The organism is Xanthomonas sp. NCPPB 2632, assembly GCF_041228075.2.
GTDB lineage: Bacteria > Pseudomonadota > Gammaproteobacteria > Xanthomonadales > Rhodanobacteraceae > Luteibacter.
Genome location: NZ_CM192979.1, coordinates 2,079,205 through 2,105,895 on the forward strand (window position 1 = coordinate 2,079,205; position 26,691 = coordinate 2,105,895).

A 26,691-nucleotide genomic window follows, 5' to 3' on the forward strand; every position below is an offset into this window, starting at 1 on the left:
AGGTTTGCTGCGGCGTGTTTCAGTCGTACCGCTGGCCTCTTGCGGCAGGTTGCTCAGGCCGTGTCGAGGTTGCGCGAGATCGTTGTCGACCCGGAAGAATGGGGAAGACGGGGGTGCGATTCAAGACGTTCGCTTCATTGATGCTGCCGGCGTGTCCCCACACGGCGGCTTTTGTTCCGTCACGACTCCCTTCGGTTCATTCAGGATCATCCTCAGATGCGCATCGGTATCCCTTCCGAAACCAAGACCCTCGAAGGCCGCGTGGCCCTCATCCCGGCCGCCGCGGCCGACCTGGCCCGCCGTGGCCACGAGGTGTTCATCCAGTCCGGTGCCGGCACCAAGTCCGGCTACTCGGACGCCGACTACTCGGCCCTGGGCGTCACCGTCCTGCCGGACGCCGCCGCCGTCTACGAGAAGGGCGAGCTGATCGTCAAGGTGAAGGAGCCGATCGAGGGCGACCTCAAGCTGCTGAAGAAGCACCACCTGCTGTTCTGCTACCTGCACCTGGCCGCCGAACCGGCGCTGACCCGTAGCCTGCTGGACATCGGCCTGACCGGCATCGCCTTCGAGTCGGTGGACGAGAACGGCGTGCTGCCGCTGCTGCTGCCGATGTCCGTCATCGCCGGCCGCATCGCCACCCAGATCGGCACCACCCTCCTGCACCAGCCCAACGGCGGCAAAGGCAAGCTGCTGGGCGGCATGGCCTCCACCCCGCGCGGCAAGGTCGTGGTGCTGGGCGCCGGTGCGGCCGGTGGCAACGCCGCGGCCCTGGCGGCCCAGGCCGGTGCCAACGTGGTGGTGTTCGACAAGCGGCAGGATCGCCTGGCCGAGATGATGGCCATGGGCCCCAACGTCACCGCGCTGTATGCCTATGAGTCGTCGGTGGCCGAGGAAGTCCGCAACGCCGATATCGTCGTCGGTGCCGTGCTGATCCCCAGCGCCAAGGCCCCGCGCGTGGTCACCGAGGACATGGTCAAGACGATGGAGAAGGGATCGGTGCTCGTCGACATCTCGATCGACCAGGGCGGCTGCTTCGAAACCTCGCGTCCGACCACCTGGAAAGAGCCCACCTACGACGTCCACGGCGTGACGCATTTCTGCGTGACCAACATGCCCGGCGCCGTGCCGCAGACCTCGTCCACCGCCATCTCCGCCGCCATCCTGCCGTACGTGCAGCGCCTGGCTGCCGGCGATGCCTGGCGCGACTACGCCCCGCTGGCCGCGGGCATCAACATCGAGGGCGGCAAGCTCGTCCATCCGGCCCTCCAGGGCATGGCATGATGCCCAAAACCCGATCCGAGGTCGTCTGCTAAGTGGCGCGTAGCGCGAAAGTCGTCAAGAAACAGGCCAGGACGCAGATCAAGGCCCAGCGCGAGGGCTTGAGCGACGAGCTCAAGCGCCGCCTGCGTGAAGCGGGAGCCCTGCTGGTGCTCCCGCTCGCGCTGTACCTGCTCGTGTGCCTGATCAGCTACAACGACCAGGACCCGAGCTGGGGCCACATGGGGGTTGCCGAGCACGCTACCAATTTCGGTGGCGCGGTCGGCGCCAACATCGCCAACCTGCTGCGTTATATCTTCGGCCTGATCTCGTACTGCTTTCCGCTGCTGCTGCTGGCCCTGGGCGTGCAGGTGATCCGCCAGCGGGGCGAGCGCCACGTCGCCCCGTGGGAGCCCTCGCTACGCCTGATCGGGTTCGTTTTCTTCTTCATCACCGGCCCCGCGCTGGTCTACCTGAACGTCGATTCCCCCGTGCTGCCGGAAGGCGCGGGTGGCATCGTCGGCAAGTGGGTCGGTCGCGGGGTGCATGCCGCGTTCGGCGACAAGGGCGCGCCGCTGTTGTTGCTGGCCGTGTTCCTGATCGCCGTCACCCTGGCCACCGGCCTGTCCTGGTTCCGCCTGATGGACGTGACGGGGCAGGGTGTGGTGCGGCTGGGCGGCTGGTTCGGCGGCAAGATGCGTCGTGCGCCCGATGTGATGGCCGCCCGTACCGCCCGTGCCGAGCGCGAGGTGGTCAAGAAGGCGGAAGCGGTCAAGCAGGCCAAACGCGAGCCGGTGCGCATCGAGACGCCCACGCCGATGGTGGTCAAGAGCGAGCGCGCCACCCGCGAAAACCAGATTCCCCTGTTCACCGGCGCGTCCATCGAGGGCGAGATTCCGCCGTTGTCGCTGTTGGACGAAGCCCCGCCGCAGGGTCCCGGGTACTCCGAGGAAACCCTGGAGGTGCTGTCGCGCCAGGTGGAACTGAAACTGAAGGACTTCAAGGTCGAGGCACGCGTGGTCGGGGTCTATCCCGGTCCCGTCATTACCCGCTTCGAGCTGGAGCCCGCCGCCGGCGTGCGCGGCAGCCAGGTATCCAGCCTGGACAAGGACATCGCCCGTGGGCTGTCCGTGGTCAGCGTGCGCGTGGTGGACGTGATTCCCGGCAAGAACGTCATTGGCCTGGAAATCCCCAATACCAAGAAGCAGATCGTCTACCTGTCGGAGATCCTCCGCTCCGAGCGCTACGACCAGGTGAAGTCGCCGCTGGCGCTGGCGTTGGGCAAGGACATCGGTGGCAAGGCCGTGGTCACCGACCTGGCCAAGATGCCCCACCTGCTGGTGGCCGGCACCACGGGCTCCGGTAAATCCGTGGCGGTGAACGCCATGGTGCTCAGCCTGCTGTACAAGTCCAGCGCCAAGGACGTGCGCATGATCATGATCGACCCGAAGATGCTGGAGCTCTCGGTCTATGAGGGCATCCCGCATCTGCTGGCGCCCGTGGTCACGGATATGAAGGAAGCCGCCAACGCGCTGCGCTGGTGCGTGGCCGAGATGGAGCGCCGCTACAAGCTCATGGCGGCGGTGGGCGTGCGCAACCTGGGCGGCTTCAACAAGAAGGTGAAGGACGCCGAAAGCAGCGGGCAGCCGTTGCTCGATCCGCTGTTCCGCGCCAACCCGGACATGCCCTCGATGAAGGCCGATCCGCTGGAGCCGCTGCCGCACATCGTCATCATCATCGACGAGTTCGCCGACATGATGATGATCGTCGGCAAGAAGGTGGAAGAGCTGATCGCCCGCCTGGCGCAGAAGGCGCGTGCCGCGGGCGTGCACCTGATCCTGGCCACGCAGCGCCCCTCGGTGGATGTCATCACCGGCCTGATCAAGGCCAACATTCCCACGCGCATCGCCTTCCAGGTTTCGTCCAAGATCGATTCGCGCACCATCCTCGACCAGTCCGGCGCGGAGGCCCTGCTGGGCCACGGCGACATGCTCTACCTGCCGCCGGGCACGGCCACGCCCGAGCGCGTGCACGGCGCGTTCGTGGACGACCACGAAGTGCACAATGTCGTGGAATGGCTGCGCGCGCAGGGTGCCCCGAACTACATCGAGGGTGTGCTGGAAGAAGTGCAGTCCACCGCCGACGGCAAGATCATCAACGACGCCGGCCTCCCGCAGGATGCCGACGGCGATAGCGACAGCGACAACGCCCTCTACGACCGCGCCGTGCGCGTGGTGACGGAAACGCGCCGCGCGTCCATCTCCGGCGTGCAGCGCCACCTGCGCATCGGCTACAACCGCGCCGCCCGCCTCGTCGAGCAGATGGAGCAGGACGGCATCGTCAGCGCGCCCCAGCACAACGGCAACCGTGAAGTGCTGGCGCCGCCGCCGCCCAAGGATTGATCCCACCATGAACACCATGAAACCGGGTGTGCTGCGTCAGCGCCCCTGGAGCCTTCTCGTCACCGGCGATCTCGTGCCCACGGCCGAGGTGCTCGACGAGGTGACCAGCGTCTTCGAACTCAACCCGTCCATTCCCGGGCTGGAACTGCGCGCCGACGACGGCCGCGCCTGCTTCGTCACGCGTGACTATCCGGCCGGGCACACCGGCGAGATCGACGACGCGCTGGAAGTGATCTTCGCCGAGCAGTCGGACATCGCCGAGATCGTGGTGCTGGGCCAGGAAACGCGCCCGGCACACACCGCCACCCGCGCGGCGCCGTTCTGGCATCGCGACGGCAAGGCCATCGCCGAGATCAGCGAGAAGATGGAAGCCGGCGAGATCTCCCCCGGTGAAGCCATCGACATGCTCAAGTCGCTGTTTGAAACGGACCGTTAGGGCGTTGGTCGTCTAGCGTCCCGTGTTAAGCGTTGGCGATGTAGATTGACGTGCAACGGGTCGGGCGTCGCGTGTGCGTGCTCGACTGACGCTTTACCCTTTACGCTTCACCCTCATCACCATGCCTGCTCCCCCAGGATACCCCCGCCCTATGAAACGCCTGCTGCTCGCCGCGACGCTGTCCCTCCTCAGCCTGCCGACCTTCGCCGCCACCGGCGCGGCCCGTGAGCGCCTGAATGCGTTCTCCACGGGGCTGCATGCGCTCACCGGGCGTTTCAGCCAGACACTGGCCAATGCCAACGGCGACCAGGGCAAGGTCAACTCGGGCACGCTGGCCTTGCAGGCGCCGCGCCAGTTCCGCTGGGAAACCACGGCACCGTACAAGCAGACCATCGTCGCCGACGGCAGCCGCGTCTGGCTGTACGACCCCGACCTGGAGCAGGTCACCGTCCGCCGGCAGAGCAGCGAGGAAGCGCAGAGCCCGCTCACCGTGCTCACCGACCTCTCGCAGATGGACAAGGATTTCAAGGTCACCGAACAGGGCGAGCACGACGGCCTTGTCTGGCTGCGCCTGCAATCCACCAGCAAGGATCCGCAATTCGACTTTGCCGATCTCGGTTTCGACGCGAGCGGGCTGGCGCGGATGGCGTTCAAGGACCAGTTGGGAAATACCACGCAGATATCGTTCGCCGGGTGGCAGAAGAATGCCGCGATTCCCGCGGGGACGTTCGAGTTCGTGCCGCCGAAAGGCACCGACGTGATCGGCGATGCCCCGGTGTTGCAGACGCAGCCGGTTAAATAGACGCCGCAATGTGCGCCTGTAGGAGCGCACGATGTGCGCGAACCCTCACCGCCGCTATGCCGAATGATGCCAACCGTCGCAACGGTGCGAACGGTTCCGGGCGTCTGACGAGCGCACGTTGGATGCACGGAAACGCCTGCCTGTGCGGGCGGGTGGCTTCTTTCGCCGCAGTGCGGGGCTGAGGGATCGCGCACATCGTGCGCTCCTACGGAGTCTGGCATTTCATGCCAGACTCCGTGCCTATACGGATATGCGAGCGAGGGGCGGTGCATGGTTGTGGTCTGGATACTGGTGTGCGCGACGATCGGTGGCCTGGTGGATCAGGGGTGGACCGGTGGGATCGCGGGCGCCGCCGTGGGCTGGCTGCTGGCGCGGACGTCGCAGCTGCGCAGTGACCTCGATGCCATGCATGCGCGGGTGGAAGCGCTGACGGTTGCCGCTAGGCAGCGGGGAGCGGGGCACGCGACGGCGATATCGCCGGATCGCGCGTCTTCGACAGCGTCGGACCCCGGGTCTTCGACAGCGACGGGGGTGCCCTCGACGATGTCGCCCGATGGTTCGGATGCCCTCGTGCCGGCACAGTGGCCGGACAGCGCGGTGCCTTTGGCTTCGTCCGTTCCGTCCAATCCACCGATCCCGTCGATGCCGCCCATGCCCGCCATGCCGCCGCTACCGTCGGCACAGGGCACGGCCTATGCGACGGCGATCGATGCCGGTTCTGCCTCGGCCGCCAGCGATACCGTCTCTGCCTCTGCAGCCCCCGCATCCTCCGCAGCCGACATCCCGGCCGGCCCCTCCTGGATCGATAGCGCCATCACGGCGGCGAAGCGCTGGTTCACCGAAGGCAATGTGCCGGTGAAGGTGGGCATGCTGGTGTTGTTCGCCGGCGTGGCGGCCTTCCTCAAGTACGCGTCGGATAACGGCATGCTGCGCGTGCCGGTGTCGGTGCGGCTGAGTTTCGTGGCGCTGGCGGCGATCGCCGGCGTGGCGTTCGGCTGGGTGCAGCGCGACCGGCGCCGTGCGTTCGCGCTGGCGTTGCAGGGTGGCGGGCTGGGCGTGCTGGTGATGACGGTGTTCGCCGCGTACCGGCTCTACGGCCTGATCGACGCGACGCCGACCTTCGCGCTGCTGGTGATCTTCGTCGCCGGCATGGGTATGCTGGCGGTGCTGCAGGATGCGCTGGCACTGGCCGTGCTGGGGCTGATCGCCGGGTTTGCCGCGCCGATCATCGCCTCGACGGGGCAGGGCAACCATGTCGCCCTGTTCGGTTATTACGCGGTGCTCAACCTGGGCATCCTCGGTATCGCCTGGAAGAAGGCGTGGCGTGTGCTCAACGTGCTCGGCTTCGTGGCGACGTTCGGCGTGGGCACGGCGTGGGGCGTGCTGCGCTACAACCCCTCGCTGTTCGCCAGCACCGAACCCTTCCTCATCCTGCACTTTCTGCTGTACCTCATCGTGCCGTGGCTGCACGTGCTGCGCTCGCCCCGACGTGGCCGCGCCATCCTCGACGGCTGCCTGATGTTCGGCAATCCGATTGCCAGCCTGCTGTTGCAGGGTGCGCTGCTGGACTGGGAGCCGATGCCCCTGGCGATCTCGGCACTCATCGCCGCGGCCATCTATATCGCCATTGCCTTCGCGATCCGCAAGCGCGAGGACATGGGCCTGCTGCGCGAGACCTGGGCCGTACTGGCCGTGGCCTTCGCCACCATCGCCGTGCCGCTGGCGTTGAGCGCGAGTATCACCGCCTGTGTCTTCGCCCTGGAAGGCGCGGGCCTGATCTGGCTCGGCTTCCGCCAGGGGCGGCGGCTGCCGCGCTGGTCGGGCGTGTTCCTGCAGCTGGTGGCCGGCGCGGCGTGGTTCCTGGCGCTGGCCTTCGGTGTGCACTCGCTCGACACGCCGCTGCTCAACGCGCCTTTCGTGGGCTGCCTGCTCCTGGTCGTCGGCGCGGGCGTGGGCGTGTGGCAGTTCGATCGCCATGGCGCGTCGCGCGGTATCTCCGGCCTGGCGCGTCTCGGCCTTCTGTTCTGGGCGGTGCTCTGGTGGTACGTCGGCTTCGGGCGCGAGATCGATCGTTCGTCTTTCGGGGCGACCGACGAGAACGCCGCATGGCTGGCGCTGGTGTCCTTCACCGGCTGGTTGCTGTCGCTGGCCTGCCCACGCGTGCGCAAGCTGGACCTGGGCGTCGTGCTGGCGTTTGCCGTGCCGGTGTCCTTCCTGGCCACGCTGGTGCTGACGCTGCAGACGAGCAGCGCCGGCATGCAATGGCTGGTGGGCTGGCCGCTTGCGGCGGTGGCGGTGATGGCGGTGACCGGCTGGCTGTCGATGCGCGGCGAGAGCCAGCACCGGGTGGCCGCTGTCGCCACCGGTACGCTGTGGTGGTTGCGCTGGCTGGCGCTGTTCACCATATCCATCGGCCTCGCGCTGGACGGTGCGGAGCGCGTGGGGCTGGGCTGGCAGATCCTCGCCAGCGCCGCGCCGACCCTGCTCGTCGCCGCGCTGGTCGTATGGCGACCGCGCGTGGTGGCCTCGCCGTTGATGCGCTACGAGCGGGAACTGCGCCTGGCCGTCGGCGCGATCGTGCTGATCGCGATGGCCATGGTCGGCCTTGTCGCGCTCAGTGCCGCTGGCGGGGTAAAGCCGCTGCCCTTCATCCCGCTGCTCAACCCGGTCGACCTGCTGCTGGTCGCGGTGGGGTTGTTCCTCGCCCGCGTCATGGCGGACGCGGCGATGCCGCCCGGCGTGGTGCGCGCGCGCCCGGCCGTGCTCGCGGTCGCGTTCTTCGTCGTCGCCACCGACATGACGCTGCGCGCCGTGCATCACCTGGGTGGCGTGCCGTGGGACGGTGACATGCCGTCGTCCAGCCTGGCCGAGCTGTCGCTCACCGTGGTGTGGAGCATCATCGGCGTCGTCGCCTGGGTGCTCGGCTCGCGCCGCGGGCAACGGCTGCTATGGATGGCCGGTGCCGGCAGCATGGGCGTGGTGCTGCTCAAGCTGCTGCTGGTGGACCGCGGACACCTGGGCAACCTGTTCGGCATCGCCTCCTTCATCGCCTATGGCCTGCTGTGCACGGTCATCGGTTACCTCGCCCCCGCGCCGCCCAAAGACGGCGCGGCCATCGTTCCGGAGCCGCCGCATGCGTCGTGACGTGGTTTGCCTGCTCATCGCGGGTCTGTTCACCCTCGGCGCGCGCGCCGAAACGCCCGAGGCGTTCGCCTATGCCTGGCCCATCGTGGCGCCGCCCGGCGGCAAGGCCTATCTGGTCGAGCTGCCGCAGGACGCCTACGCCTGGGCCGTGCGCGATGCAGGCCTGGGCGATGTGGTGGTGGTCGACGCGCAAGGCCGCCAAGTGGCCACCGGCCCGTACCGCGCCGCCGATCCCACCTCGCATCCGGTGACCCTTGATGCGCCGCTGCGCGCGGTGCCTTCCGCGGTGGACGGCGTGCCGGGCGCGCGCATCCAGCGCAGCACCAACGGCGACATCGTGATCGAGCCGGGCAGCGCGCCGGCGAGTGGCATGCCACGCACGTGGCTGTTCGACGCGCACGACGAGATCGCGCCGGAACGGCTGGAATTTCCCCGGCCGGACCATGACGTGAACCTCACCGTGGACATCGACGTCAGTCGCGACCTGCAGGACTGGACCCCGCGCGTGCGCGAGGCATCCGTGGTGACGCTGGGCAAGGACGCCGCCGCCGTGGACGCGCGCGTGGTCAAGCTGGCGGGCCCCGCGGCCCGATATTTCCGGGTGCGTGTGACCGGCGGCGACGCGCCCTGGCCGATCGATGGCACCGCCGCGGTCACGCTGTCCGGCACCGTCGAAGACGCCTCGGCCAGGGATGAAGCCGTGCTGCATTGGCTGGACGTGCCCGTGGCCGACACACGCAGCAGCGGGCAGGGCGTCGATTACGATTACCGCTTGCCGGCCGCGTTGCCCGTGAGCGCCGTGCGCGTGACGTTGGGCAAGAGCGACAGCGTGGCCCGGCTGGATGCCTCCGCGGTGGAGGACAGCCTGAGCAGCGAGGCATTGGGCACGCTGGTGGTCACGCCGGACGGCACCGAGGGGCACCGTCCCCTCGAGGTGACGCCGCGCCGCCGCGACCTGATCCGCCTGCACTCGGCCACGCCGCTGCGGGAGCCGCCGCATTTCTCGGTGGGCTGGCGCGCGGACCGCTTCGTCTTCCTGCCCGAGGGTAACGGTCCCTGGCGCCTGCTGGTGGGCAGTGCGCGTGCCCGGCGGCCAGCCTGGCCGGTGGACGACGCCATCGCCGCGCTGCGCAAGAGCGAAGGGTCCGCCTGGCGGCCCGACCGGACCACGCTCGGCTCGTCGCAGGAGCAGGGCGGTCGCCAGGCCCTCGCGGCCCCCGCGGTGCCGCTGGACGGGACCCGACCCCTGCTGTGGATCGTGCTGCTGCTGGGCGCGGCGCTGATCGTCGGCATGGCGGGCAGCCTGCTGCGCAAGCCGAAGCCGGGGTCGCCGCCGCCGGAGGATTGAGGGACTGTGCACGGTGAACGCGCGATAATGCGTGTTCATCCCCGCCCGCGAGTGCCATGTCCTTCTCCTCCCCCGGCCTGTTCGCCGAACCCGACGCGCTGAAGCCCCTGGCCGAGCGCATGCGCCCGCGCGCCCTCGACGAGATCGTGGGCCAGCAGCGCGTGGCCGGCGAGGGCAAGCCGCTGCGCCGCGCGCTGGAAGCGGGCAAGGTGCACTCAATGATCCTGTGGGGGCCGCCGGGCTGCGGCAAGACCACCCTGGCGCTGCTGGTGGCGCGTTACGCCGATGCGGATTTCCGGGCCATCTCCGCGGTGATGAGCGGCCTGCCCGATGTGCGCAAGGCGCTGGCCGAAGCCGAGGGCAACTTCGCGCAAGGCCGCCGCACCGTCTTGTTCGTGGACGAGGTGCACCGCTTCAACAAGGCGCAGCAGGATGCATTCCTGCCGCACATCGAACGGGGCGTGATCATCTTCGTCGGCGCCACCACGGAGAATCCGTCCTTCGAACTCAACTCCGCGTTGCTGTCGCGCTGCCGCGTGCACGTGCTGGACTCGGTGAGCCCCGACGATATCGTGGCCGCGCTGCATCGCGCGCTGGCCGACACCGAGCGTGGCCTCGGCGAACTGGCGCTGGATGTGGACGAGGCCTCGCTGAAATTGATCGCCAGCGCGGCGGACGGCGACGTACGCCGCGCGCTCACGCTGCTGGAAATCGCCGCGGAACTGGCCGAAGACGGCCGCATCGACGACACCACGCTGGAGCAGGTGCTGGCCGACCGCACGCGCCGCTTCGACAAAAGCGGCGAGCAGTTCTACGACCAGATATCTGCGCTGCACAAATCCGTGCGCTCGTCCGATCCGGATGCCGCCGTGTACTGGCTGACCCGCATGCTCGACGGCGGTTGCGATCCGCTCTACCTCGCCCGGCGCATGACCCGCATGGCCGTGGAAGACGTGGGCCTGGCCGAGCCGCGTGCCTGGCGCATGGCCCTGGATGCCTGGGATACCTACGAGCGCCTGGGCAGTCCGGAAGGCGAACTGGGCCTGGCGCAGCTGGCCATCTGGCTGGCCATCTCGCCCAAGAGCAACGCCGCCTACATGGCCTATAACAAGGCCAAGGCGACCGTGAAGCAGATGGGCACGCTGGACGTGCCGATGCACCTGCGCAACGCGCCGACCAAGCTGATGAAGGGCCTGGGCTACGGCACCGGTTACCAGTACGACCACGACGTGGAGGGCGGCATCGCCCTCGACCAGCAGTGCCTGCCCGATGCCCTGGTCGGCACGACCTTCTACGAGCCGGTGGATCGCGGGCTCGAGACGAAGCTGCGGGAAAAGCTCGAGGCGCTGCGGGCTGCCCGGGCGGCCGCCCGCAAGAATCCGTAACCGGTAGGCCATCCCCGAAAAATCAGCATTTGGCCGATACGGTCGGCGGGGTGCCTCGACATAACGTGGCTCACCCCAACCGACTGGAGTGTGTCATGACTGCCGATTACCTGCGTCCCAAGCAAACATCCCTTTATGGCGAAGTCGCCGACTACACACGCAACGACGGATCCATCCACTACATCGCTCACCTGATCCTCTCCGGTGGCCGCGTTGCCGTGATCGGCCCGGTGGCGGAGGGTAGCGGCAAAGGTGCCAGCAACCATCCCGACCAGGTGTTCTGGAGAAGCCCGCGCTGCGTCCTCACCGAGGTGCTGCGCCGCGCCAGCGCCAAGCCAGCCGATATCGTACGTGTCGAGATCGACTGCACGCTGATGCCGTGTGAAGGCACCAACGGCTGCACGACCACGGTGCCTGCCTTGATGAGGACGGCCGGCTACGACGGGCTGTCAGTCAGGGTCTTTTCCCATCGCTCCGAAATTGCACCGTCCGAGGGCGTCAAGCCGGCGCGCTATTACGATTTCACCGTGGGCGCACGCAACACGGTCCTGGAAGCTGCGCGTGCGGATACCGGCGGCTGGAGCTGGGCCGACTGAGCGCGGCGGTTCGCCACGTCATGCTGAAAACGGAACAGACCGGCGCGTTCAGGCGGCGATGACCTTGCCGTCCCCTTCCCTCGACAACGGCCTGTGGATGTAGGTCGCGTCGAGGGAAGGGACTCGACGGAAGCGTCAACGGTCTGGACGGCTCGTGAACAGGGGACGACGTGCCGCCAAGGCCGTCCATCAAGGGGATCACCGTGGATTCGTGTCATCACTTTACCGCCGTTGCCGGCGGTTTTTGCCGTGGCGTAGACGTTACGCCGGCCCAGGGGCCCGTTGCATGACGCCTGTTTCCGTATTGCTTGCCGACGAGCAGGCGCTGTTGCGTGACGGGGTTGCGGCCCTGCTTGCGGGCTCGCCGCGCTACGAAGTGATAGGCAGCCTCGCCGACGGACGCGACTGCGTTCGACAGGCACTACGGCAACAGCCGGGCCTGATCGTCTTCGACTGCGCCATGCGAGGGCTCAGCGGCCTGGAGGCGATTCGCCGTATCGCACCGCGCTGTCCGCAAACTAGGCTGCTGTGCCTATCCGGCTATGAGGACTCGCGCTGGGTGCGCGCCGCCTTCGATGCAGGCGCGCACGGTTACGTGCTTAAACGCGATGGCTTCGACGTGCTGCGCGAGGCGATCGACACCGTGATGCGACAGCGCTATTTCATCAGTCCCGACATCGGCCACCTGCTGGTGGATGGCCTGCGTCGCCAAAGCGAGCCCGCCTTTGCCCCGCGTGAGGCATTGAGTGCGCGCGAACGCGAAATCACCCAGCTGTTCGCCGAAGGCCTCAGCGCGAGGGAGATTGCCGAACGCCTGCATGTCAGCGTCAAGACGGTGGGCACGCACCGCGAACACATCATGGCCAAGCTGGGGATCAACGGCATTGCGCTGCTCACGCGCTATGCCCTGCGCGAAGGCCTGACCACGCTGGAGCCCTAATGCGCGCCGATCAGCACGCGCAGGCACGGCAATCAGGTTTTTCCCGATCCCGCGCATCGGTCCGCGAACGGATAGTGAACCCACCGACGCCACCGCGTCGAACCGGGAGATCACAGCATGGCCGACTTCAATCTTTTCTTTCCCACACTGCTGCGGCACGAGGGCGGTTTCGTCAACGACCCGGCCGACCCGGGCGGCGCCACCAACAAGGGCATCACGCTGGCCACGTTCCAGCGCTATGCAAAAAGCCTGCTGGGCATCGACCCCTCGCTGGACAACCTGCGCGCCCTGAGCGATGCGGACGCGGGCCGGATCTACAAGGCGCAGTACTGGGACAAGGTGCACGGCGACGAGATCGCGTTGCAGCCGCTGGCCAACATCGTCTTCGACTTCCAGGTCAACGCGGGCGCCAATGCCTCCAAGCTGCTGCAGCGCGTGCTGAACGCGCAGAGCGCGACGCCGCCGCTCACAGTGGACGGCGTGATCGGTGCCGGCACCATGGCCGCCCTGGGCCGCCTGAACGCGGTTGCGGTCTATACGGCCTATAAGCAGGGCCGCAAGGATTACTACAACACCCTGGTGGCGCAGCGCCCGTCGCTGGCCAAGTTCCTCAAGGGCTGGCTGGCGCGCGTGGATTCGTTCCCCGACCTGCCGCCCACCGCGGCCGGAGGTCGCTGAGCCATGGCCGCGCAGACCTCGCTCAACACGCTGATCGAAGCCATCGCCGGCGCGGTGGTCGATGCGCAGGACCGCATCGAGCAACACCAGATGTCGCACCTGAGCGACTTTTTCGACGAGGACAACCGGCCCAAGAGCGTCGTCATCCGCATGCCGTCGCTGCATCCCAAGGCCGGCGAAGACGACGAGGACCTGTACCGCGCACCGATCCTGCCGCTGGTCTCGACCAACGTGCTGCGGATCAAGGACGTGGAGATCACCTTCGACGCGGACATCGGCCCGATCGTGGAAGGCAATCCGCCCAGCGACGACGACCCGCACGAGCCCGGCTGGAAAGGCAAGAGCGCCGTGGCCCGCCCGCACCTGCGCGTGGACCCGGTGGCCGGCGGCAACGACCGCCGTGGTGGCTCGGTGCACGTGAAGCTTCGCGTCGAAGGCAGCGAGCCCACCGACGGTGCCGCGCGGCTGATGAACCACCTCTCACAGACCCAGGGGGTCTTCAAGACGTTCACGCCGGACGACTGACCCGTCGGCCGGGATGAACCGCGCCGCGCATCCCGTGCGTCGCGTCAACCATTGCAAGGAGTCACACCATGGCTGACGAACTCGTCAACATGTCCAGTCAGTTCAAGGGTCTGCCCATGGGCGACCTGATCGGTTCGCCGCTCAGCGCCGCCTGCGAAGCGCAGGTCAAGCTGGCCCAGGCCACCGCGGATTTCATCAAGGTCATCGGCTTCCTGCCGCCGCCCGCGAACGATCCGACCGGCGTGGGCGCCACGCGCACCGCCACGTTCCGTTTCAAGCGCCCCGTGGACGATCCCACCAACGCCGGTGGCATCGCCGAGGAAGACGTCGAGCTGGAAGTGCCGCTGCTGGCCATCGTCAAGGTGCCCAACCTCAGCGTCACCCGCGTCGACATCACCTTCGACATGGAAGTGAAGTCGTCCTTCAGCCAGACCGAAAGCGAAGACAAGAAGGGCGAGTTCAGCGCCGAGATGTCGATCGGCTGGGGCGTGTTCAAGGCCTCGGCGAAGGTGTCCGGCTCGGTTGCCACGCACAAGGAAAACACCCGCAAGTCCGACAACTCGGCGCGTTACCACGTCGAGGTGCACGCCGAGGACGGCGGCATGCCGGAAGGCCTGGCACGCGTCATGGACATCCTGCAGACCGCCTGTGCGCCGCGCAAGGTCGGTGCGCCGGTGGCCGTGACGGGTAGCGCGCCGGCCACCACGCCGGCTGCCGGCACCGGTACCAATCCGTAAGCGGTTCGATCCAACCATGGATCGCGACGTCCGCAAGGTCGTCGCGATTCCTTCCGGAGACACAGGATGTTCGACCTGACCGACGTGAAGTTCGTCAAACGCGTGGTTGTCGGCAGCGACAACCCCAACCAGATGCAGACCGAGGCGCAGGTGGAAGACGCCCGCGCCTTGCTCAACCGATGCCTCAGCGATTCGCCCAAGGGATCCATCATCGGCACGGAAAAGAGTTTCACCATCCTGCAGGTCGGCGAGCACCAGGTGGTGTTGCAATGGCTGTGCTACCACGTCGGCTTTCCACGCAAGCCCGCGTGGCTGGGCGAGGGGTAGGGCGCATGGCCACCTGCACGTTCGACCAGTTGCTGTTCGCGCTGCGCGTGTCCGTGGAGGCCGCCAACGAATCCCTGCGGCGACGCCGGCTGGCCCATTACGCGGCAGGCGATGCCGGCGGCGATGCCCTGCACGTGGACGTGCCGCGGGATGCCGGCGCCGATGCCCCCCTGGAATCCGTGGTGCTGCCGCTGCGCTGGTTTCGTGATCCGCGCATGCCGCAGGTCACCGAGTTGTCCGTGGAGTTCGTCTGCCGCCTGCGCTACGAGCGTGGCAGCGACGGCGCGACGGCCCTGGTGGTCGACCTGCACCCGGTGCCGCCGGGCCGATGGCGACGCCGCCCCCTGCATCGCCTGCGCATCGGCTATCGCGCGGCGGACGCATGGCAGCCGAGCGTCTCGCTGGATGGACGACCGGTGGCCATACCGTCGCAGGAGGTGGGCTGATGGACAAGCTCACCGTGATGCGGCTGTCCGCCGACTGGGAGGCCGCGCTGGTCGCCGCGTTGCCCGGGCCGCCGCCACGCAAGCCACGCGACCGCCGACTGTGGCTGCTTGCCGGCCTCATCGTTCTTGCCGGAATCACCGGCGTCACCGTGTGGCTCGCCCGCTAGGTTGGGCCACCTACCATCACCTCCAGAGGAAAACCCGATGTATTCCACATCCATGAAAACCCTGGCCGGCATCGCCCTGTTCGGCCTGTTTCCCGCCATCGCGCTGGCCGCGCCGCCGCAGGGCACCTGGCGGGGCCTGATCCAGCAATCCAATGCCGATGTCGCGGTGCAGATGGCCTTCGGAACGAACCAGGTGAAGGTGCACTTCAACGAGCCATTCTCGTGCGACGTCACCGCCGCGTTCCTCAAGGAGGACGGCGCCACATCGGTCTACCGCTTCAGGCCGTCGATCAACGGTGGCCGGTTCTGCGATAGCGTGCTCAACCGCGACCTCCGTTTCACCAGCGTGTCCGCAAAGGAGCTCGACGTGGTCTTCGACGGCCCCCGTTCCACCTGGCGCGGCAAGCTCACGCCCGCTCCCTCACCCTGATCCCCACGAGGTCGCCATCATGGATACCGTCGTTCTGTTCACCCGCTTCTGGCTGCTGTTGGCGGCCGTGGGCGGCGCCGTTCTTCCCGTCGCCCTGGGCAACGAGGCCTCGCGCAAGCGTGCCGTCGTGCAGGTGGTGTGCGGTGCCATGATGGCGATCTTCCTGGGGCCCGCCGTCGAGCGGCGTTTCCTCACCGATTCGCCGGCGGAGATCCATGCCGGCGTGTCCTTCCTGATCGGCTGCTTCGGCCTGCGCGTGACGATGATCGCCCAGCGGCTGATCGACTCGCGCGGCGAGACGCTGGCCAATCGCATGATCGACCGCATCGCGGGAGGCGACCCCCAATGAATCCGGTCGTATTCCTCTACGGCGACCTGGCCTGCAGCAGCGTCATGCTGGTGGCCGGGTGCTGGTTGCTCACCGATCGCACGCTGCGCCGGGTGAACCGCGTCAGCCATGCCTTCATCGCCGCGGGTGCGCTGGCCAACATCCTTGGCATCATTGCCGACCGCGTCGGCTTCGAGGACATCAGCTACGGCAAGGTGTGGCCGGGCGAGGTGGTGGTCAACATCGGCCTGGCAGTGATGATGGCGACGTGGTTCGGGCGATCGCTGAGCGGTGCGCGGCACCGGCGTCGGTCCGAGGCATCCGCCGGTGCTTGAGCACGGCGGGCTCGCCGGGTAGCCTGCATCGACCTGCCGCCCGGACCGCCGCCGACGTGACGCTTTTCGAAAGCCTCCTGCTGCTCCTGCTCGCGGCCATCGTCCTGCTGCAGGTGGCACGACGCCTCGCGCTGCCGTACCCGTCCATGCTGGCCCTGGCCGGTGTCGGCGTGGCACTGCTGCCGGGCGCGCCGGATTTCCCGATCGATCCGCGCACGGCGCTGCCGCTGTTCATCGCGCCGGCACTGATGGACGCGGCCTTCGATTTCCCGCTCACCACGGCGAAGCGCTTCTGGGTACCGTTGGTGATCTTCGCGCTGGGCGGCGTGCTGGTGACCGCGCTGCTGGTGGCCTGGGCCGGCTGGGCGTACGCGGGCCTGCCGTTCGCCGCGGCGCTGGTGCTCGGCGCCATCGTCGCGCCACCGGATGCGGCCGCGGCCACGGCGATCCTCTCGGGCATGGCCATCCCACGCGCCACCGATGCGATCCTGCGCGGCGAAAGCCTGTTCAACGACGCGGCGGCGCTGTTGCTGTTCGGTGCCGCCTTGATGGCGCAGACCTCGGGTGGACTGACCGCGGCCCAGCTCGGCGGCTTCGCGCTGGCCGCGCCGGGCGGGGTGGCGTTCGGCATGCTGGCGGCCTGGCTGATGCCGAAGATGACCCGCTTCGTTACCGGCGCGCTGGACAGCAACCTGCTGCAGTTCGTCAATACCTTCCTGGTCTGGATCGTGGCCGAGCACCTGCACCTGTCGCCCGTGCTGGCCGTGGTCGCCATGGCGATGACCATCGCCTCGCGGCCGTCGCGTCCGACGTCGCCACGCGTGCGCGTGCAGTCGTACGCGGTGTGGAACGTGGTGGTGTTCGTCCTCAACGTGCTCGCCTTCCTGCTGATGGGCCTTCAGGCCCGGCGAATCATCGGCGACATGAGCGGCGAGCACCTGCGCCACGCGCTCGGCTTCGCCGGCCTGGTCATCGCCATCGTGGTGCTGGCACGCCTCGCCGTGGCGCTGAGCTTCAACCGCGGCGTGGCGTGGTGCCGCCGTCGACAGGGTCGCCCGGAGCCCGCCACCTGGCGCCAGGCCACGCTGGCCGGCTGGTGCGGCATGCGAGGCCTGGTGACGCTGGCCACCGCGTTCATCCTGCCTGCCGACTTCCCGCAGCGCGACACCGTGGTGCTGGCCGCCTTCGGCGTGGTGCTGGCTACGCTGGTGGTGCAGGGGCTGACCCTGGCGCCGATGATTCGGCTGCTCGGGCTGGACCATCGCGCGGTGACCGAGCGCGAGTTGTTGTCCGTTCGTCGGGGGCTGGCGCGTGCTGCGCTGGACCGGCTGGCGAAAGAGGGAAGCGAGGAGGGCAGGCGGCTGGCTGCGCTGTTCCAGGTCGAGATCGACGCGCTGGACGAACCGCCGCGCGGCGACGCGATGGAGCGGCATTGCCAGCTGTCGCTGGCCGCCCTGGCGGCGCAGCGCGCCGAGCTGGAACGCTGTCGCCTCGCGTTCCAGCTGAGCGACGAGGACTACAATTTCCTGCTCGAACAGCTCGACTGGCGCGAGTTGACCGTTCTGCCGCCCGAGGCTACGCGTATCGGCAGTGGCTGAGCGCCACGGCGACCAGGGCCGGCAGCGGACATGCCGCCCGCCGAATTTGCGATAATCCCCGTTCGAACACCTACGGAAGACCCCCATGCTGGATCCTGCCCTCCTGCGCGGCAAACTCGCTGAAACGGCCGAACGCCTGCGCGCCGCCCGGAACTTCGACCTCGACGTCGCCACGATCGAGCGCCTCGAATCCGAGCGCAAGGCGCTCTCCACCGAGACCCAGGAACTGCAGAACCTGCGCAACACGCGTTCCAAGGCGATCGGCCAGGCGAAGGGCAAGGGCGAAGACGTCGCCCCGCTGATGGCCGAGGTGGCCGGCATCGGCGACAAGCTGAAAGCCAACGAGCAGGCCCTGGCCGAGGTGCAGGCGACCATCGCCGATATCGCCCTGGGCATCCCCAACCTGCCGGACGAGAGCGTGCCGTACGGCAAGGACGAGAGCGACAACCTCGAGATCCTGCGCTGGGGCCACGCCCGTGCGTTCGACTTCAAGGTGCAGGACCACGTGGACCTGGGCGCCCGTCACGGCTGGCTCGACGCCGAAGCGGGTTCGAAGCTGTCCGGCGCGCGCTTCACCGTGCTGCGCGGCCAGCTGGCCCACCTGCACCGTGCGCTTGCCCAGTTCATGCTCGACCTGCACACCACGAAGCACGGTTACCTCGAGCACAACGTGCCGCTGATCGTGAACCCGGCCGTGATGGAAGGCACCAGCCAGCTGCCGAAGTTCGAGGAAGACCTGTTCGCCACGCAGGTGGGCGACGCCAAGCGCTACCTGATTCCCACGTCGGAAGTGACGCTGACCAACCTGGTGCGCGAGAGCATCGTCGAAGCCGACGAACTGCCGATGCGCATGACCGCGCACTCGATGTGCTTCCGTGCGGAAGCGGGCAGCTACGGCCGCGACACCCGCGGCATGATCCGGCAGCACCAGTTCGAGAAGGTCGAGATGGTGCAGATCGCCACCGCCGAGACGAGCATGCAGCAACTGGAGGAGATGGTGGGCCACGCCGAGGCGGTGTTGCAGGCGCTGGAGCTGCCGTACCGGAAGGTGCAGCTGTGCACGGGGGATATGGGTTTCGCCGCAGCGAAGACATATGACCTGGAGGTGTGGTTGCCTTCGCAGAATACGTACCGGGAGATCAGCAGCTGTTCCAACTGCACGGACTTCCAGGCCCGGCGGATGCAGGCGCGGTGGCGGAACCCGGCGACGGGGAAGCCGGAGTTGGTGCATACGCTGAATGGATCGGGGTTGGCCGTGGGGCGGACGCTGGTGGCCGTGATGGAGAATTTCCAGCGGAAGGATGGGGCGATTGAGGTGCCGGCTGTGTTGCGGCCGTATATGGCGGGGGTTGAGGTGATTGCCTGATCGTCGGGTAGAATGATGTGCTGGCGGGGTGCAAGGCCTTGCCGGTGCGGTTGGAAAAATGTGGAGAGATGGCCGAGTGGTTTAAGGCAGCAGTCTTGAAAACTGCCGTAGGTGTGAGCCTACCGTGGGTTCGAATCCCACTCTCTCCGCCAAGCCAAATATCTCCCCGATCCATCAGGCGTCCCACTTCTTCTCATCGGCTTCTGTCCAACTGGGAAGCCGACACCGGTAGCGCATCGGTACCACTCGGCGTTCGCCGGTGGCAGGGTCCCGCATCAGCACCGGGGTGATGCCGCCCGGTCAGATGCGGTCGTAGCCGTCGCCCACGGCATGGTCGTGGACCTCGACCAGCTTGGTCTTTGCCGCAGCGATCTTCTTGGCGGCCACCCGCTGATCGTTCTCCGTCTTCTTGTTCGGCTTAGGGCCGCCAGTACGGCCTTGGCCTTGACCAGGCGAGCCCGCTGCGCGGCCAATTCTTCCTCAAGCGTGAGCGCTGCAGCTTGGTAGGCGTCGAGTGCGGCCGCTTTGGCGTCCTGCTCGGCCGGGTCGGTGGAGTCGAGGAAGGCATTGCGCAGGCCTTTGGGCACCCGTTGGGTCCAGGTCCCTTGCTTCTTCGACCAGCCCGCCATCTGGATGTAGGCGTCCAGGTCCAGATCGCCACCGAGCCGCTGGTAGGTCCGAAAGTCGCTGGCGATTTGAGCGGAGTAGCACATGCTGGGATCATCCAAGAGCGAAGCTAGCCTTGCAACGCGGGAAGCCGTCTGGGCCACATGACAGGTGGGCAGGCCGGTGAGAGCGCGTTGCCTGGCTTGGTCACCAGGGTCCCTGCTTGTGGGTAAACTTGGTTGCGATGACCCAAAGACTGCCTATGATGCCGCTGCGCCTTCGCCCCTAGACCGGCCTGCTGCTGGGCTGGTCACTGCTGTTCTCCGGCTCTGTGCTAGGAACCCAGGCCTCTTCCTTTCACGATGTGTACGACCTCATCGACACCGTGGCTCACGACGGGCTGGCACCCGACGCGCTGGTCAAGCCTTTCGGCAGTCACGGCATTGCGTTGGTGGCCTTCGAGGGGGTGCCGTGGTCTCGTGATACGGCCGATGTCGTCTTGCTCGATGGTACATATCTGCCATCCATGAACCACTGGTCAGGTAATGGCATTGCGCCACCGAATTTCATGACCTTCATGGACACCAACACCTGCGTCAGTGCATGGGCTCTGGCAGGTCACTACGGTCTCCACGAGGCACCGGTCTTCGTGACGGCGCCAACTCCGCCTGCAAATCCTTCGGTCCTACCGTCGGCTCATCCAAAATCGCTCCAGAGTATGAGTGGACCGGTCGATAAGCTTGTTTTGACGATCATGTATTGGACGCTGGAGGATGCGCCCAGGTCCGACGCATGTGTGCATCAGCTCACGCTTGATGAGCCTAGATAAAGAGGTCGGATGGCTCTCACTCATCTGCGGCGCCACTGAGGGGGCGCTAGGCAGGGCGCGTTTTTAACCGATCAACTTGAACGACTTACCCAGGTGGACAAAGCGCGGTGCAAACACCAAGCCCGGGATAGCGCCTGTGAGGCATAGCCATCCGGCCTTTGTCGCTCCAAGGCCCCAAGCGGGAACCACGGCAAGTCCGAAGGTCCGCGCGACGAGAGGAGCGAGCAGGACAATCGCGCACATGCACAAAATCCCGACGAATGACCCGGCATAGCGGGTGCGGAGTGCCATCGATGCGTTAATCGGATCTGGCCTCGACATGCTCATAAGGGGGCTCCCCTGCTGGATTGGGGTAATGATACCCTTGCCCCGGCGCTAGGTGTCTGCTGGACAAGTCGCGTAATCTTGCGGAGCTAAGCGGGGTGCGCCGAGATTGAAAGCGCCTTGGCCGACGCACAACACCATCTTCGGAGTTTCCACTATGGGTATCAGCCGCCAAGTCTCCACCAGAGTCGGCTGCGCGTTGCTAGCGCTTGCCTCGCTCTCAACGCCTGCGCTTGTCGGAGCAAGAATCGCCATCAAGGCGAATGGCGTTGTGGAGCACGACGGATTGCATTGGCTTAGGCTGACGCTCTGGAATTGTTCTGAGAAGCCTCTTGTTGTCAGCGGAGCTTTCGCACCATGGGGTGAGCACACGTTGATCATGGCGCTCTTCGGCGCCGATCAACTTCCTGGGCGAGTCTGGGCGCCTGAGAGTATTCCGCAAACTGTACCAATCTCGCGGGTAACGCTTCCAAGCGGAGGGCATACGTCGGGCGAAGTCGCGCTGCTGTTCCCACCCTTTGGTCGCCATTCGCACGAAAAAGGCCCTTATGTGCTCTTCTGGTCTTACAACACCGGCTCAATGGGCGAGAGTCCCGCACGCCAACTTTCAGGAGCGGTCAACATCGGGATTGCTGGCGAAGAGTTGTCTGGCTCTGATACGCCGTGCGCTGCCGGTGTCAAATGAAAGGTAAGGGCTTGCGCATCAGTATCCAGCGGGATGCCATCAGCGCAGGGGCGAGGGTCTCTAGACTCGGGAGCGAACGACAGGGTCCACTTGTCCCGCCTTGCAAATAGATGTGTCGAGGGGTAAGCATTGAAAGAAGCACGCTGGACAATGCCCGCCATCATTCGATGGCTCTCGCGACAGCACCTGTCCGTCTTGACCGCCCTTCATCGCATCACGGGCAGAGGGCGGCAGGTGGTGGCCTGTTCCGGCGCTCTGGTATCTCACGGGCTAAGGATTTGGATGTGTCGTGCGGCGAAGCGGCGAGCCTCAACTCTCGTAGCCTCACAGTATCCCATTCATGAGTGACCCCCTGGTTGTCTATCTGTCCGTGTAGGGTTTCCCCTACACGTAAATCAGCAACCGCCTACAAGGTGCCCCAGATATGCTCCCTGCGCATACCCGCTAAGGATAGTCATGCGCCACTCCTTCTTCACAGCCCGGCGATACGCGATCGGTGTCTTCCTCTGCCTGATCGGCCTCTTTGGAGCCGTTGGCGCTCAGGCGAAGAGCTACTACGGCCCCCCTTATAACTATTCGATCGGCTCCGGCGGCGGCAGCAATTTTAACTCCGCCGCTGAAGCTGCCCAAGCGATGATTGCGGGTGAACAACGCTACTGCCCAACCTGCGCTTACAGCATCACTTACAATTCGAACACCCAAGGGGAGGCCGCGATAGTCCTCAAGTCGGGTGACTTATTGGGCTATGTATGGGGGACCGAGACCACGGGCTACGGTCCACGCAACGCAGGAGGCTGCTCGCGCTGTTCTTCGGGCAATGGTGACGTGCGAGACTCGTCCGGCCCGCAAGGAAGCATGCAGGATGGCGTGCCGGCGAGCAGCATGCCGTCCCATGGTCCACAAATGGTCGGCGACCCGATCAATGCGACAACGGCCAATGTCTACCGGCAGGACACGGATTATCGATCCCCGTCGGGGCTTACGTTCCGGCGTTTCTATAACACCAAAAGTTTCGTTCAGTCCCCGGCCTTTGCGAAAAAATGGCGTCATACGTTCGACCGATCCCTCCAGTTGATGCTGAACAGCGGTAACGCTGGCACCGGTGTGATTCAAGCCAAGCGTCCCGATGGGTCGATGATGCATTTTGTCGGCAAGGGGGGTGTCTGGACCGTGGATAAAGACTCGGCCGACCGGCTTGAGGCCCAGGTCGCCGCGGGTGGGGCGAGCAACACTGGCTTCCTCCTCCATACGGCAGCCACCCACGAAACGGAAGCCTACGATGCAAACGGTCGGCTGCTGTCGGTCGTCGATGACCGAACGGGCCAGACAACGGCGCTGATGACTTACAGCGACACGACCACGCCGACGTCGGTGGCGCCTAAGTCGGGTCTATTGATTGCAGTGACAGACGAAACCGGTCGCCAACTGGGCTTGCGATATGACGCCAGTGCCCGGTTGGTGTCGCTGGTCCTCCCCGACGCCACGACCGTTGGCTATGCCTACGATGCCGGAAGTAACCTCTCACGTGTGACCTATCCGGACGGTAGCTCCCGGCAGTATCTCTATGCCGAGACGGCTTATAGCCCGTCGGGTGCAACGTACCCGTGGTTGCTCACGGGCATCATCGACGAAAAAGGTGCGCGCTTTGAAACAACGACCTATGCGTCCAATGGCGCAGCCATTAGCACGCAGTTTGCCGGGGGTGTAGAAAAGACGTCGGTGTCTTATGCCAACTACACACAGAATGGCGGGACGCCATCCGACGTGACTTATCCACTCGGGGTCACGGTGACGCACAGCTTTACCGAAGACGGTTCGGGTGCCCTGGTGCCAACCGGCGTCTCAGCGCAGTGTGGCGCCCAATGTCATCAGCAATGGAAGTCGCAGACTTACGATGCCAATGGCTACCCCGCCAGCTATACCGACTTCAGAGGCACAGTCACCAAGACGACCTACGACGCCAACGGGTTTCTGACGCAACAGGTTGAAGCCTCGGGAACCGATGCCCAGCGAACGACAAGCACCACCTATGACGCGGCCATCCGGGCCCCCCTGTCTGAAGTAATGTCTGACTCCAAGGGTGTAGTGCTGGCGAAGCGGACCTGGACGTACAACACCCGGGGCCAACCGCTGGCCGAATGCATCATCGACCCGGCGCTCTCTGCCGTTTATACGTGCGGCAGCCAAGCACAAGCGCCCCAGGGAGCCCGTCAGACCACCTACGCCTATTGCGATGCGGTGGATGGGACGCAGTGTCCCTTGGTGGGGTTGCTGCTGACCGTCGATGGCCCCCGTAGTGACGTCGCGGATGTTACCCGCTATGCCTACTACCTGACCGCCGACGAGAGCGGTTGCGGTGCGGCTGGTGGCGCATGCCACCGTGCGGGCGATCTTGTGCAGGTAATCAATGCGGCGGGCCATGTCACAACCGTTTTGTCCTATGACAGGCATGGACATGTCGCGCGTCAGAAGGATGCCAATGGCGTCATCACGGACACCACTTATACGCCCCGTGGATGGGTGGCAAGTCGTACGGTTCGCGCCAGTCCTGATGGCTCGGCGTCTTCGGCCGACGCAACGACCACGTGGACCTATGATGCCGTGGGGGCATTGACGGCCGTAGCCGATGCCGATGGCGTCACCCTCACGTACGGCTATGACACCGCCCACCGGCTCGTTGATGTGGCTGATGCGACCGGCAGTCATATCCATTACACGCTCGACGTTGCCGGCAACCGCCTGAAGGATGAAACCTTCGATGCTCAAGGGGTGTCGCGTCGCGTGCTCAGCCGCAAGTTCAATGCGCTGGGCCAGTTGGCCAGTGTCACCGATGGGTTGGGTCATGTCGTTTTCGACGCCACGGCCAGCGGCAGTTACGACGCCAACGGCAACCTGGTATCGGCCAAGGACGCGCTGGGGACGGTCCAGAAGAGCGGCTATGACGGCCTGGACCGCGTGGTCAGCAGTGTGGCTAATGCGAACGGCACCGATGCCTCCAGTTCGAGCACGACCAAACTCTCGCTGGACGCCCTGGACCAGGTCAAGTCGGTAACCGATCCCGATGGCTTGGTGACTAGTTACGGCTTCGATGGCCTGAGCAACCCCGTTTCCCTGACCAGCCCTGATACGGGTGCGCAGTCGTCCACCTTCGACACGGCGGGTAACGCGCTGACGCAGACCGATGCCAAATCCACCGTGGCGAGTCAGTCGTTCGATGCATTGGGTCGCAAGACTTCGGTCAGCTATACCGACGCCAAGCCCAATGCCGCCTTTCATTACGATGAGGCCATGAGTGTCACGGGGTGTGTCAGCTCGTTCCCCATCGGCCACCTGACGCGAGTCGTGGAGAACACGGTGACCACCGTGTACTGCTACGACAACCAGGGACGCGTGACCGAGGAGCGCCAGACGCAGGGCACGGTGACTGACACCACTGACTATGTCTACACCAAGGCTGGTCGTCTGGCCGCGGTCGCTTCCCCGAGTGGCCTCGTGACCGAATACGCACGCGATGCCTTGGGTCAGGTCACCAAGGTCACGGTTACGCCGGCCAAAGGCGTGGCTACTACCGTCGTCAGTGCAGCCACCTACCTGCCGTTCGGCCCGGTCGCGAGTTACACCCTGGGCAACGGTCAGACCGTCGCCCGCAGCTACGATGCCAACTACCGGTTCACCGATATCGTCAGCCCGGCGCTGAACCTGCATGTGGCACGGGATGCGGTGGGTAACATCGTGGCCTTGGGCAACGCTGCAGGCGCATCGCCGGCCAGTGAGACCTACACCTACGATCCGCTCTATCGGCTCACCGGTGTCAAGAACGCCAGCGGCACTCTCATCGAGGCTTACACCTACTCGAAGACCGGCGACCGCCTGACCAAAACCGCACCGGGTCTGGCCACCGGCACCTACGGATATCAAAGCGGCACGCATCGGCTCACGACCATCGGTACCGGTTCCCGGACCTATGATGCGAATGGGTCGACGACTGGCAACGCCAGCGCCGGCACGGCGTGGGGCTATGGCTATAGCGGGCGCGGCCAGTTGACCGTGCTCCAGCAGGCCGGCTCGACGGTCGCGACCTACACCTACGACGCCTCAGCGCATCGGATTGCCAAGACGGTGGGTTCTGCCACCACCCGGTTCGCCTATGGCCCCGGTGGGCTGCTGGGCGAATATGGCGCCGCGTCCCGGGACTACGTGTGGATGGACGGCACCCCCGTGGCGGTGGTGGACGGCACCACCACGGTGGCCTTCGTGCACGCCGATGGCCTGAACACGCCCCGGGCGGTGACCGACGCTTCCGGCACGGTGCTGTGGACATGGGCCTACCAAGGCAACCCATTTGGTGAGCAGGCACCGACATCGACGAACGGGTATGTGTTGAATCTCCGGTTCGCGGGTCAGTACTGGGACCGGGAAAGCGGGTTCCTCTACAACATCCATCGTTACTACGACAGCACAACCGGGCGATACATCCAGAGCGATCCCATGGGGTTGGCTGCGGGCATAACTACATACTCTTACGTGGGCGGGATGCCGCTTATTCAGATTGACCCTGATGGTTTGGAAGGGATTGGCCCCTGGACTTTCGCACCTGGTGCGCAGCGCGATGAATACGAGGCCTATGAGCGATCATGTGAGACGTTTGATTACGACGCATTTGCAGACTATGTTAGAGATAATGCAATCGATCCATCGATTGCGGTCTCAACGCTCGCCACAACACTGGGCATAGGAACGATGCCGAAGACTGCTGCGGAACTTCGAGGCTTAGGCATCGCCAAAACGGCGATGAATCCTTATACAAGTCAGCTCAGCAGGTGGTCCGGCAGATTTGGCACGCGATCGCTGCGGTTGATCGGCAGAACGGGCGCGGGAGTGGCTGCTGGAGCTATCGCTACTGGTGCAACCATTTTTGAGGGCTTTTACGACTTGAGCATCGAAGGTCAAGCGGCGGCATTTGCCACGAAGACCAAGGTGTGTGGCTGCAAATGACGGGA

24 protein-coding genes and 1 tRNA gene are annotated in these 26,691 nt (G+C 65.9%); 24 read left to right on the top strand and 1 reads right to left on the bottom strand.

Going from position 1 to position 26,691, the window contains the following annotated elements; all coding sequences use genetic code 11:
- The first annotated feature begins 216 nt into the window (after positions 1–216).
- The 21 genes from AB8808_RS09345 to AB8808_RS09445 all read left to right on the top strand — a co-directional run bounded on the left by AB8808_RS09345 (position 217) and on the right by AB8808_RS09445 (position 19,399).
- Entirely contained in the window at positions 217–1,281 is a 1,065-nt protein-coding gene (locus AB8808_RS09345; RefSeq protein ID WP_036141900.1) for an alanine dehydrogenase, read from the top strand.
- Between the two features lie 32 nt (positions 1,282–1,313).
- A complete protein-coding gene (locus AB8808_RS09350) occupies positions 1,314–3,659 on the top strand; it encodes a DNA translocase FtsK (protein ID WP_369928755.1) in 2,346 nt (781 codons plus the stop codon).
- 7 nt (positions 3,660–3,666) lie between these two features.
- On the top strand, positions 3,667–4,095 hold the full coding sequence (locus tag AB8808_RS09355; RefSeq protein ID WP_036141897.1) for a hypothetical protein: 429 nt from the start codon (positions 3,667–3,669) through the stop codon (positions 4,093–4,095).
- A 151-nt stretch (positions 4,096–4,246) separates the two neighbouring features.
- Positions 4,247–4,897 (top strand): outer membrane lipoprotein periplasmic chaperone LolA, encoded by a 651-nt coding sequence (lolA, locus tag AB8808_RS09360; protein ID WP_369928757.1) that lies wholly within the window; start codon positions 4,247–4,249, stop codon positions 4,895–4,897.
- 270 nt (positions 4,898–5,167) lie between these two features.
- Positions 5,168–8,041, top strand: a complete 2,874-nt coding sequence (locus AB8808_RS09365) for a DUF2339 domain-containing protein (protein ID WP_369928759.1) — start codon at positions 5,168–5,170, stop codon at positions 8,039–8,041.
- A complete protein-coding gene (locus AB8808_RS09370; RefSeq protein WP_369928761.1) occupies positions 8,031–9,389 on the top strand; it encodes a DUF3999 family protein in 1,359 nt (452 codons plus the stop codon). The genes AB8808_RS09365 and AB8808_RS09370 overlap by 11 nt, the downstream gene beginning before the upstream one ends.
- 56 nt (positions 9,390–9,445) lie before the next feature.
- Complete coding sequence (locus AB8808_RS09375) at positions 9,446–10,774, top strand: replication-associated recombination protein A (RefSeq protein WP_369928763.1); 1,329 nt, start codon at positions 9,446–9,448, stop codon at positions 10,772–10,774.
- A 95-nt stretch (positions 10,775–10,869) separates the two neighbouring features.
- Positions 10,870–11,370 carry a hypothetical protein gene (locus tag AB8808_RS09380; protein ID WP_369928765.1) on the top strand — a complete coding sequence of 167 codons (501 nt, stop codon included), beginning with the start codon at positions 10,870–10,872 and terminating at the stop codon, positions 11,368–11,370.
- A gap of 286 nt (positions 11,371–11,656) precedes the next feature.
- Complete coding sequence (locus AB8808_RS09385) at positions 11,657–12,310, top strand: response regulator (protein WP_369928767.1); 654 nt, start codon at positions 11,657–11,659, stop codon at positions 12,308–12,310.
- 117 nt (positions 12,311–12,427) lie between these two features.
- Positions 12,428–12,988 (top strand): glycoside hydrolase family 108 protein, encoded by a 561-nt coding sequence (locus AB8808_RS09390; protein ID WP_369928769.1) that lies wholly within the window; start codon positions 12,428–12,430, stop codon positions 12,986–12,988.
- Positions 12,989–12,991: 3 nt separating this feature from the next.
- On the top strand, positions 12,992–13,513 hold the full coding sequence (locus tag AB8808_RS09395) for a DUF2589 domain-containing protein (RefSeq protein WP_369928771.1): 522 nt from the start codon (positions 12,992–12,994) through the stop codon (positions 13,511–13,513).
- Positions 13,514–13,581: 68 nt separating this feature from the next.
- Positions 13,582–14,250 (top strand): DUF2589 domain-containing protein, encoded by a 669-nt coding sequence (locus AB8808_RS09400; RefSeq protein WP_369928773.1) that lies wholly within the window; start codon positions 13,582–13,584, stop codon positions 14,248–14,250.
- 66 nt (positions 14,251–14,316) lie between these two features.
- Complete coding sequence (locus AB8808_RS09405; RefSeq protein WP_369928775.1) at positions 14,317–14,577, top strand: hypothetical protein; 261 nt, start codon at positions 14,317–14,319, stop codon at positions 14,575–14,577.
- Positions 14,578–14,582: 5 nt separating this feature from the next.
- Entirely contained in the window at positions 14,583–15,023 is a 441-nt protein-coding gene (locus AB8808_RS09410) for a hypothetical protein (RefSeq protein ID WP_369928777.1), read from the top strand.
- Positions 15,023–15,190 (top strand): hypothetical protein, encoded by a 168-nt coding sequence (locus AB8808_RS09415; RefSeq protein WP_369928779.1) that lies wholly within the window; start codon positions 15,023–15,025, stop codon positions 15,188–15,190. Before AB8808_RS09410 ends, AB8808_RS09415 begins: the two co-directional genes overlap by 1 nt.
- Before the next feature lie 37 nt (positions 15,191–15,227).
- On the top strand, positions 15,228–15,620 hold the full coding sequence (locus tag AB8808_RS09420; protein WP_369928780.1) for a hypothetical protein: 393 nt from the start codon (positions 15,228–15,230) through the stop codon (positions 15,618–15,620).
- 19 nt (positions 15,621–15,639) lie between these two features.
- Positions 15,640–15,969, top strand: coding sequence for a hypothetical protein (locus AB8808_RS09425; protein ID WP_036141873.1), 330 nt, complete (start codon positions 15,640–15,642; stop codon positions 15,967–15,969).
- A complete protein-coding gene (locus AB8808_RS09430; protein WP_369928783.1) occupies positions 15,966–16,283 on the top strand; it encodes a hypothetical protein in 318 nt (105 codons plus the stop codon). The genes AB8808_RS09425 and AB8808_RS09430 overlap by 4 nt, the downstream gene beginning before the upstream one ends.
- A gap of 56 nt (positions 16,284–16,339) precedes the next feature.
- Complete coding sequence (locus AB8808_RS09435) at positions 16,340–17,881, top strand: cation:proton antiporter (RefSeq protein ID WP_369928785.1); 1,542 nt, start codon at positions 16,340–16,342, stop codon at positions 17,879–17,881.
- Between the two features lie 85 nt (positions 17,882–17,966).
- Positions 17,967–19,247 (top strand): serine--tRNA ligase, encoded by a 1,281-nt coding sequence (gene serS / locus AB8808_RS09440; RefSeq protein ID WP_369928787.1) that lies wholly within the window; start codon positions 17,967–17,969, stop codon positions 19,245–19,247.
- A gap of 62 nt (positions 19,248–19,309) precedes the next feature.
- Positions 19,310–19,399: transfer RNA gene (locus AB8808_RS09445), tRNA-Ser, on the top strand.
- Between the two features lie 123 nt (positions 19,400–19,522).
- Here the strand turns inward: AB8808_RS09445 and AB8808_RS09450 are convergent.
- Complete coding sequence (locus AB8808_RS09450; RefSeq protein WP_369928789.1) at positions 19,523–19,960, bottom strand: hypothetical protein; 438 nt, start codon at positions 19,958–19,960, stop codon at positions 19,523–19,525.
- Positions 19,961–20,217: 257 nt separating this feature from the next.
- Here AB8808_RS09450 and AB8808_RS09455 point away from each other — a divergent pair, with 257 nt between their 5' ends.
- From AB8808_RS09455 to AB8808_RS09465, 3 genes are all read left to right on the top strand, one after another.
- Positions 20,218–20,682 carry a hypothetical protein gene (locus tag AB8808_RS09455; protein WP_369928791.1) on the top strand — a complete coding sequence of 155 codons (465 nt, stop codon included), beginning with the start codon at positions 20,218–20,220 and terminating at the stop codon, positions 20,680–20,682.
- Between the two features lie 481 nt (positions 20,683–21,163).
- A complete protein-coding gene (locus tag AB8808_RS09460; RefSeq protein ID WP_369928793.1) occupies positions 21,164–21,691 on the top strand; it encodes a hypothetical protein in 528 nt (175 codons plus the stop codon).
- Positions 21,692–22,147: 456 nt separating this feature from the next.
- Positions 22,148–26,686, top strand: a complete 4,539-nt coding sequence (locus tag AB8808_RS09465) for an RHS repeat-associated core domain-containing protein (protein ID WP_369928794.1) — start codon at positions 22,148–22,150, stop codon at positions 26,684–26,686.
- Positions 26,687–26,691: the final 5 nt, after the last annotated feature.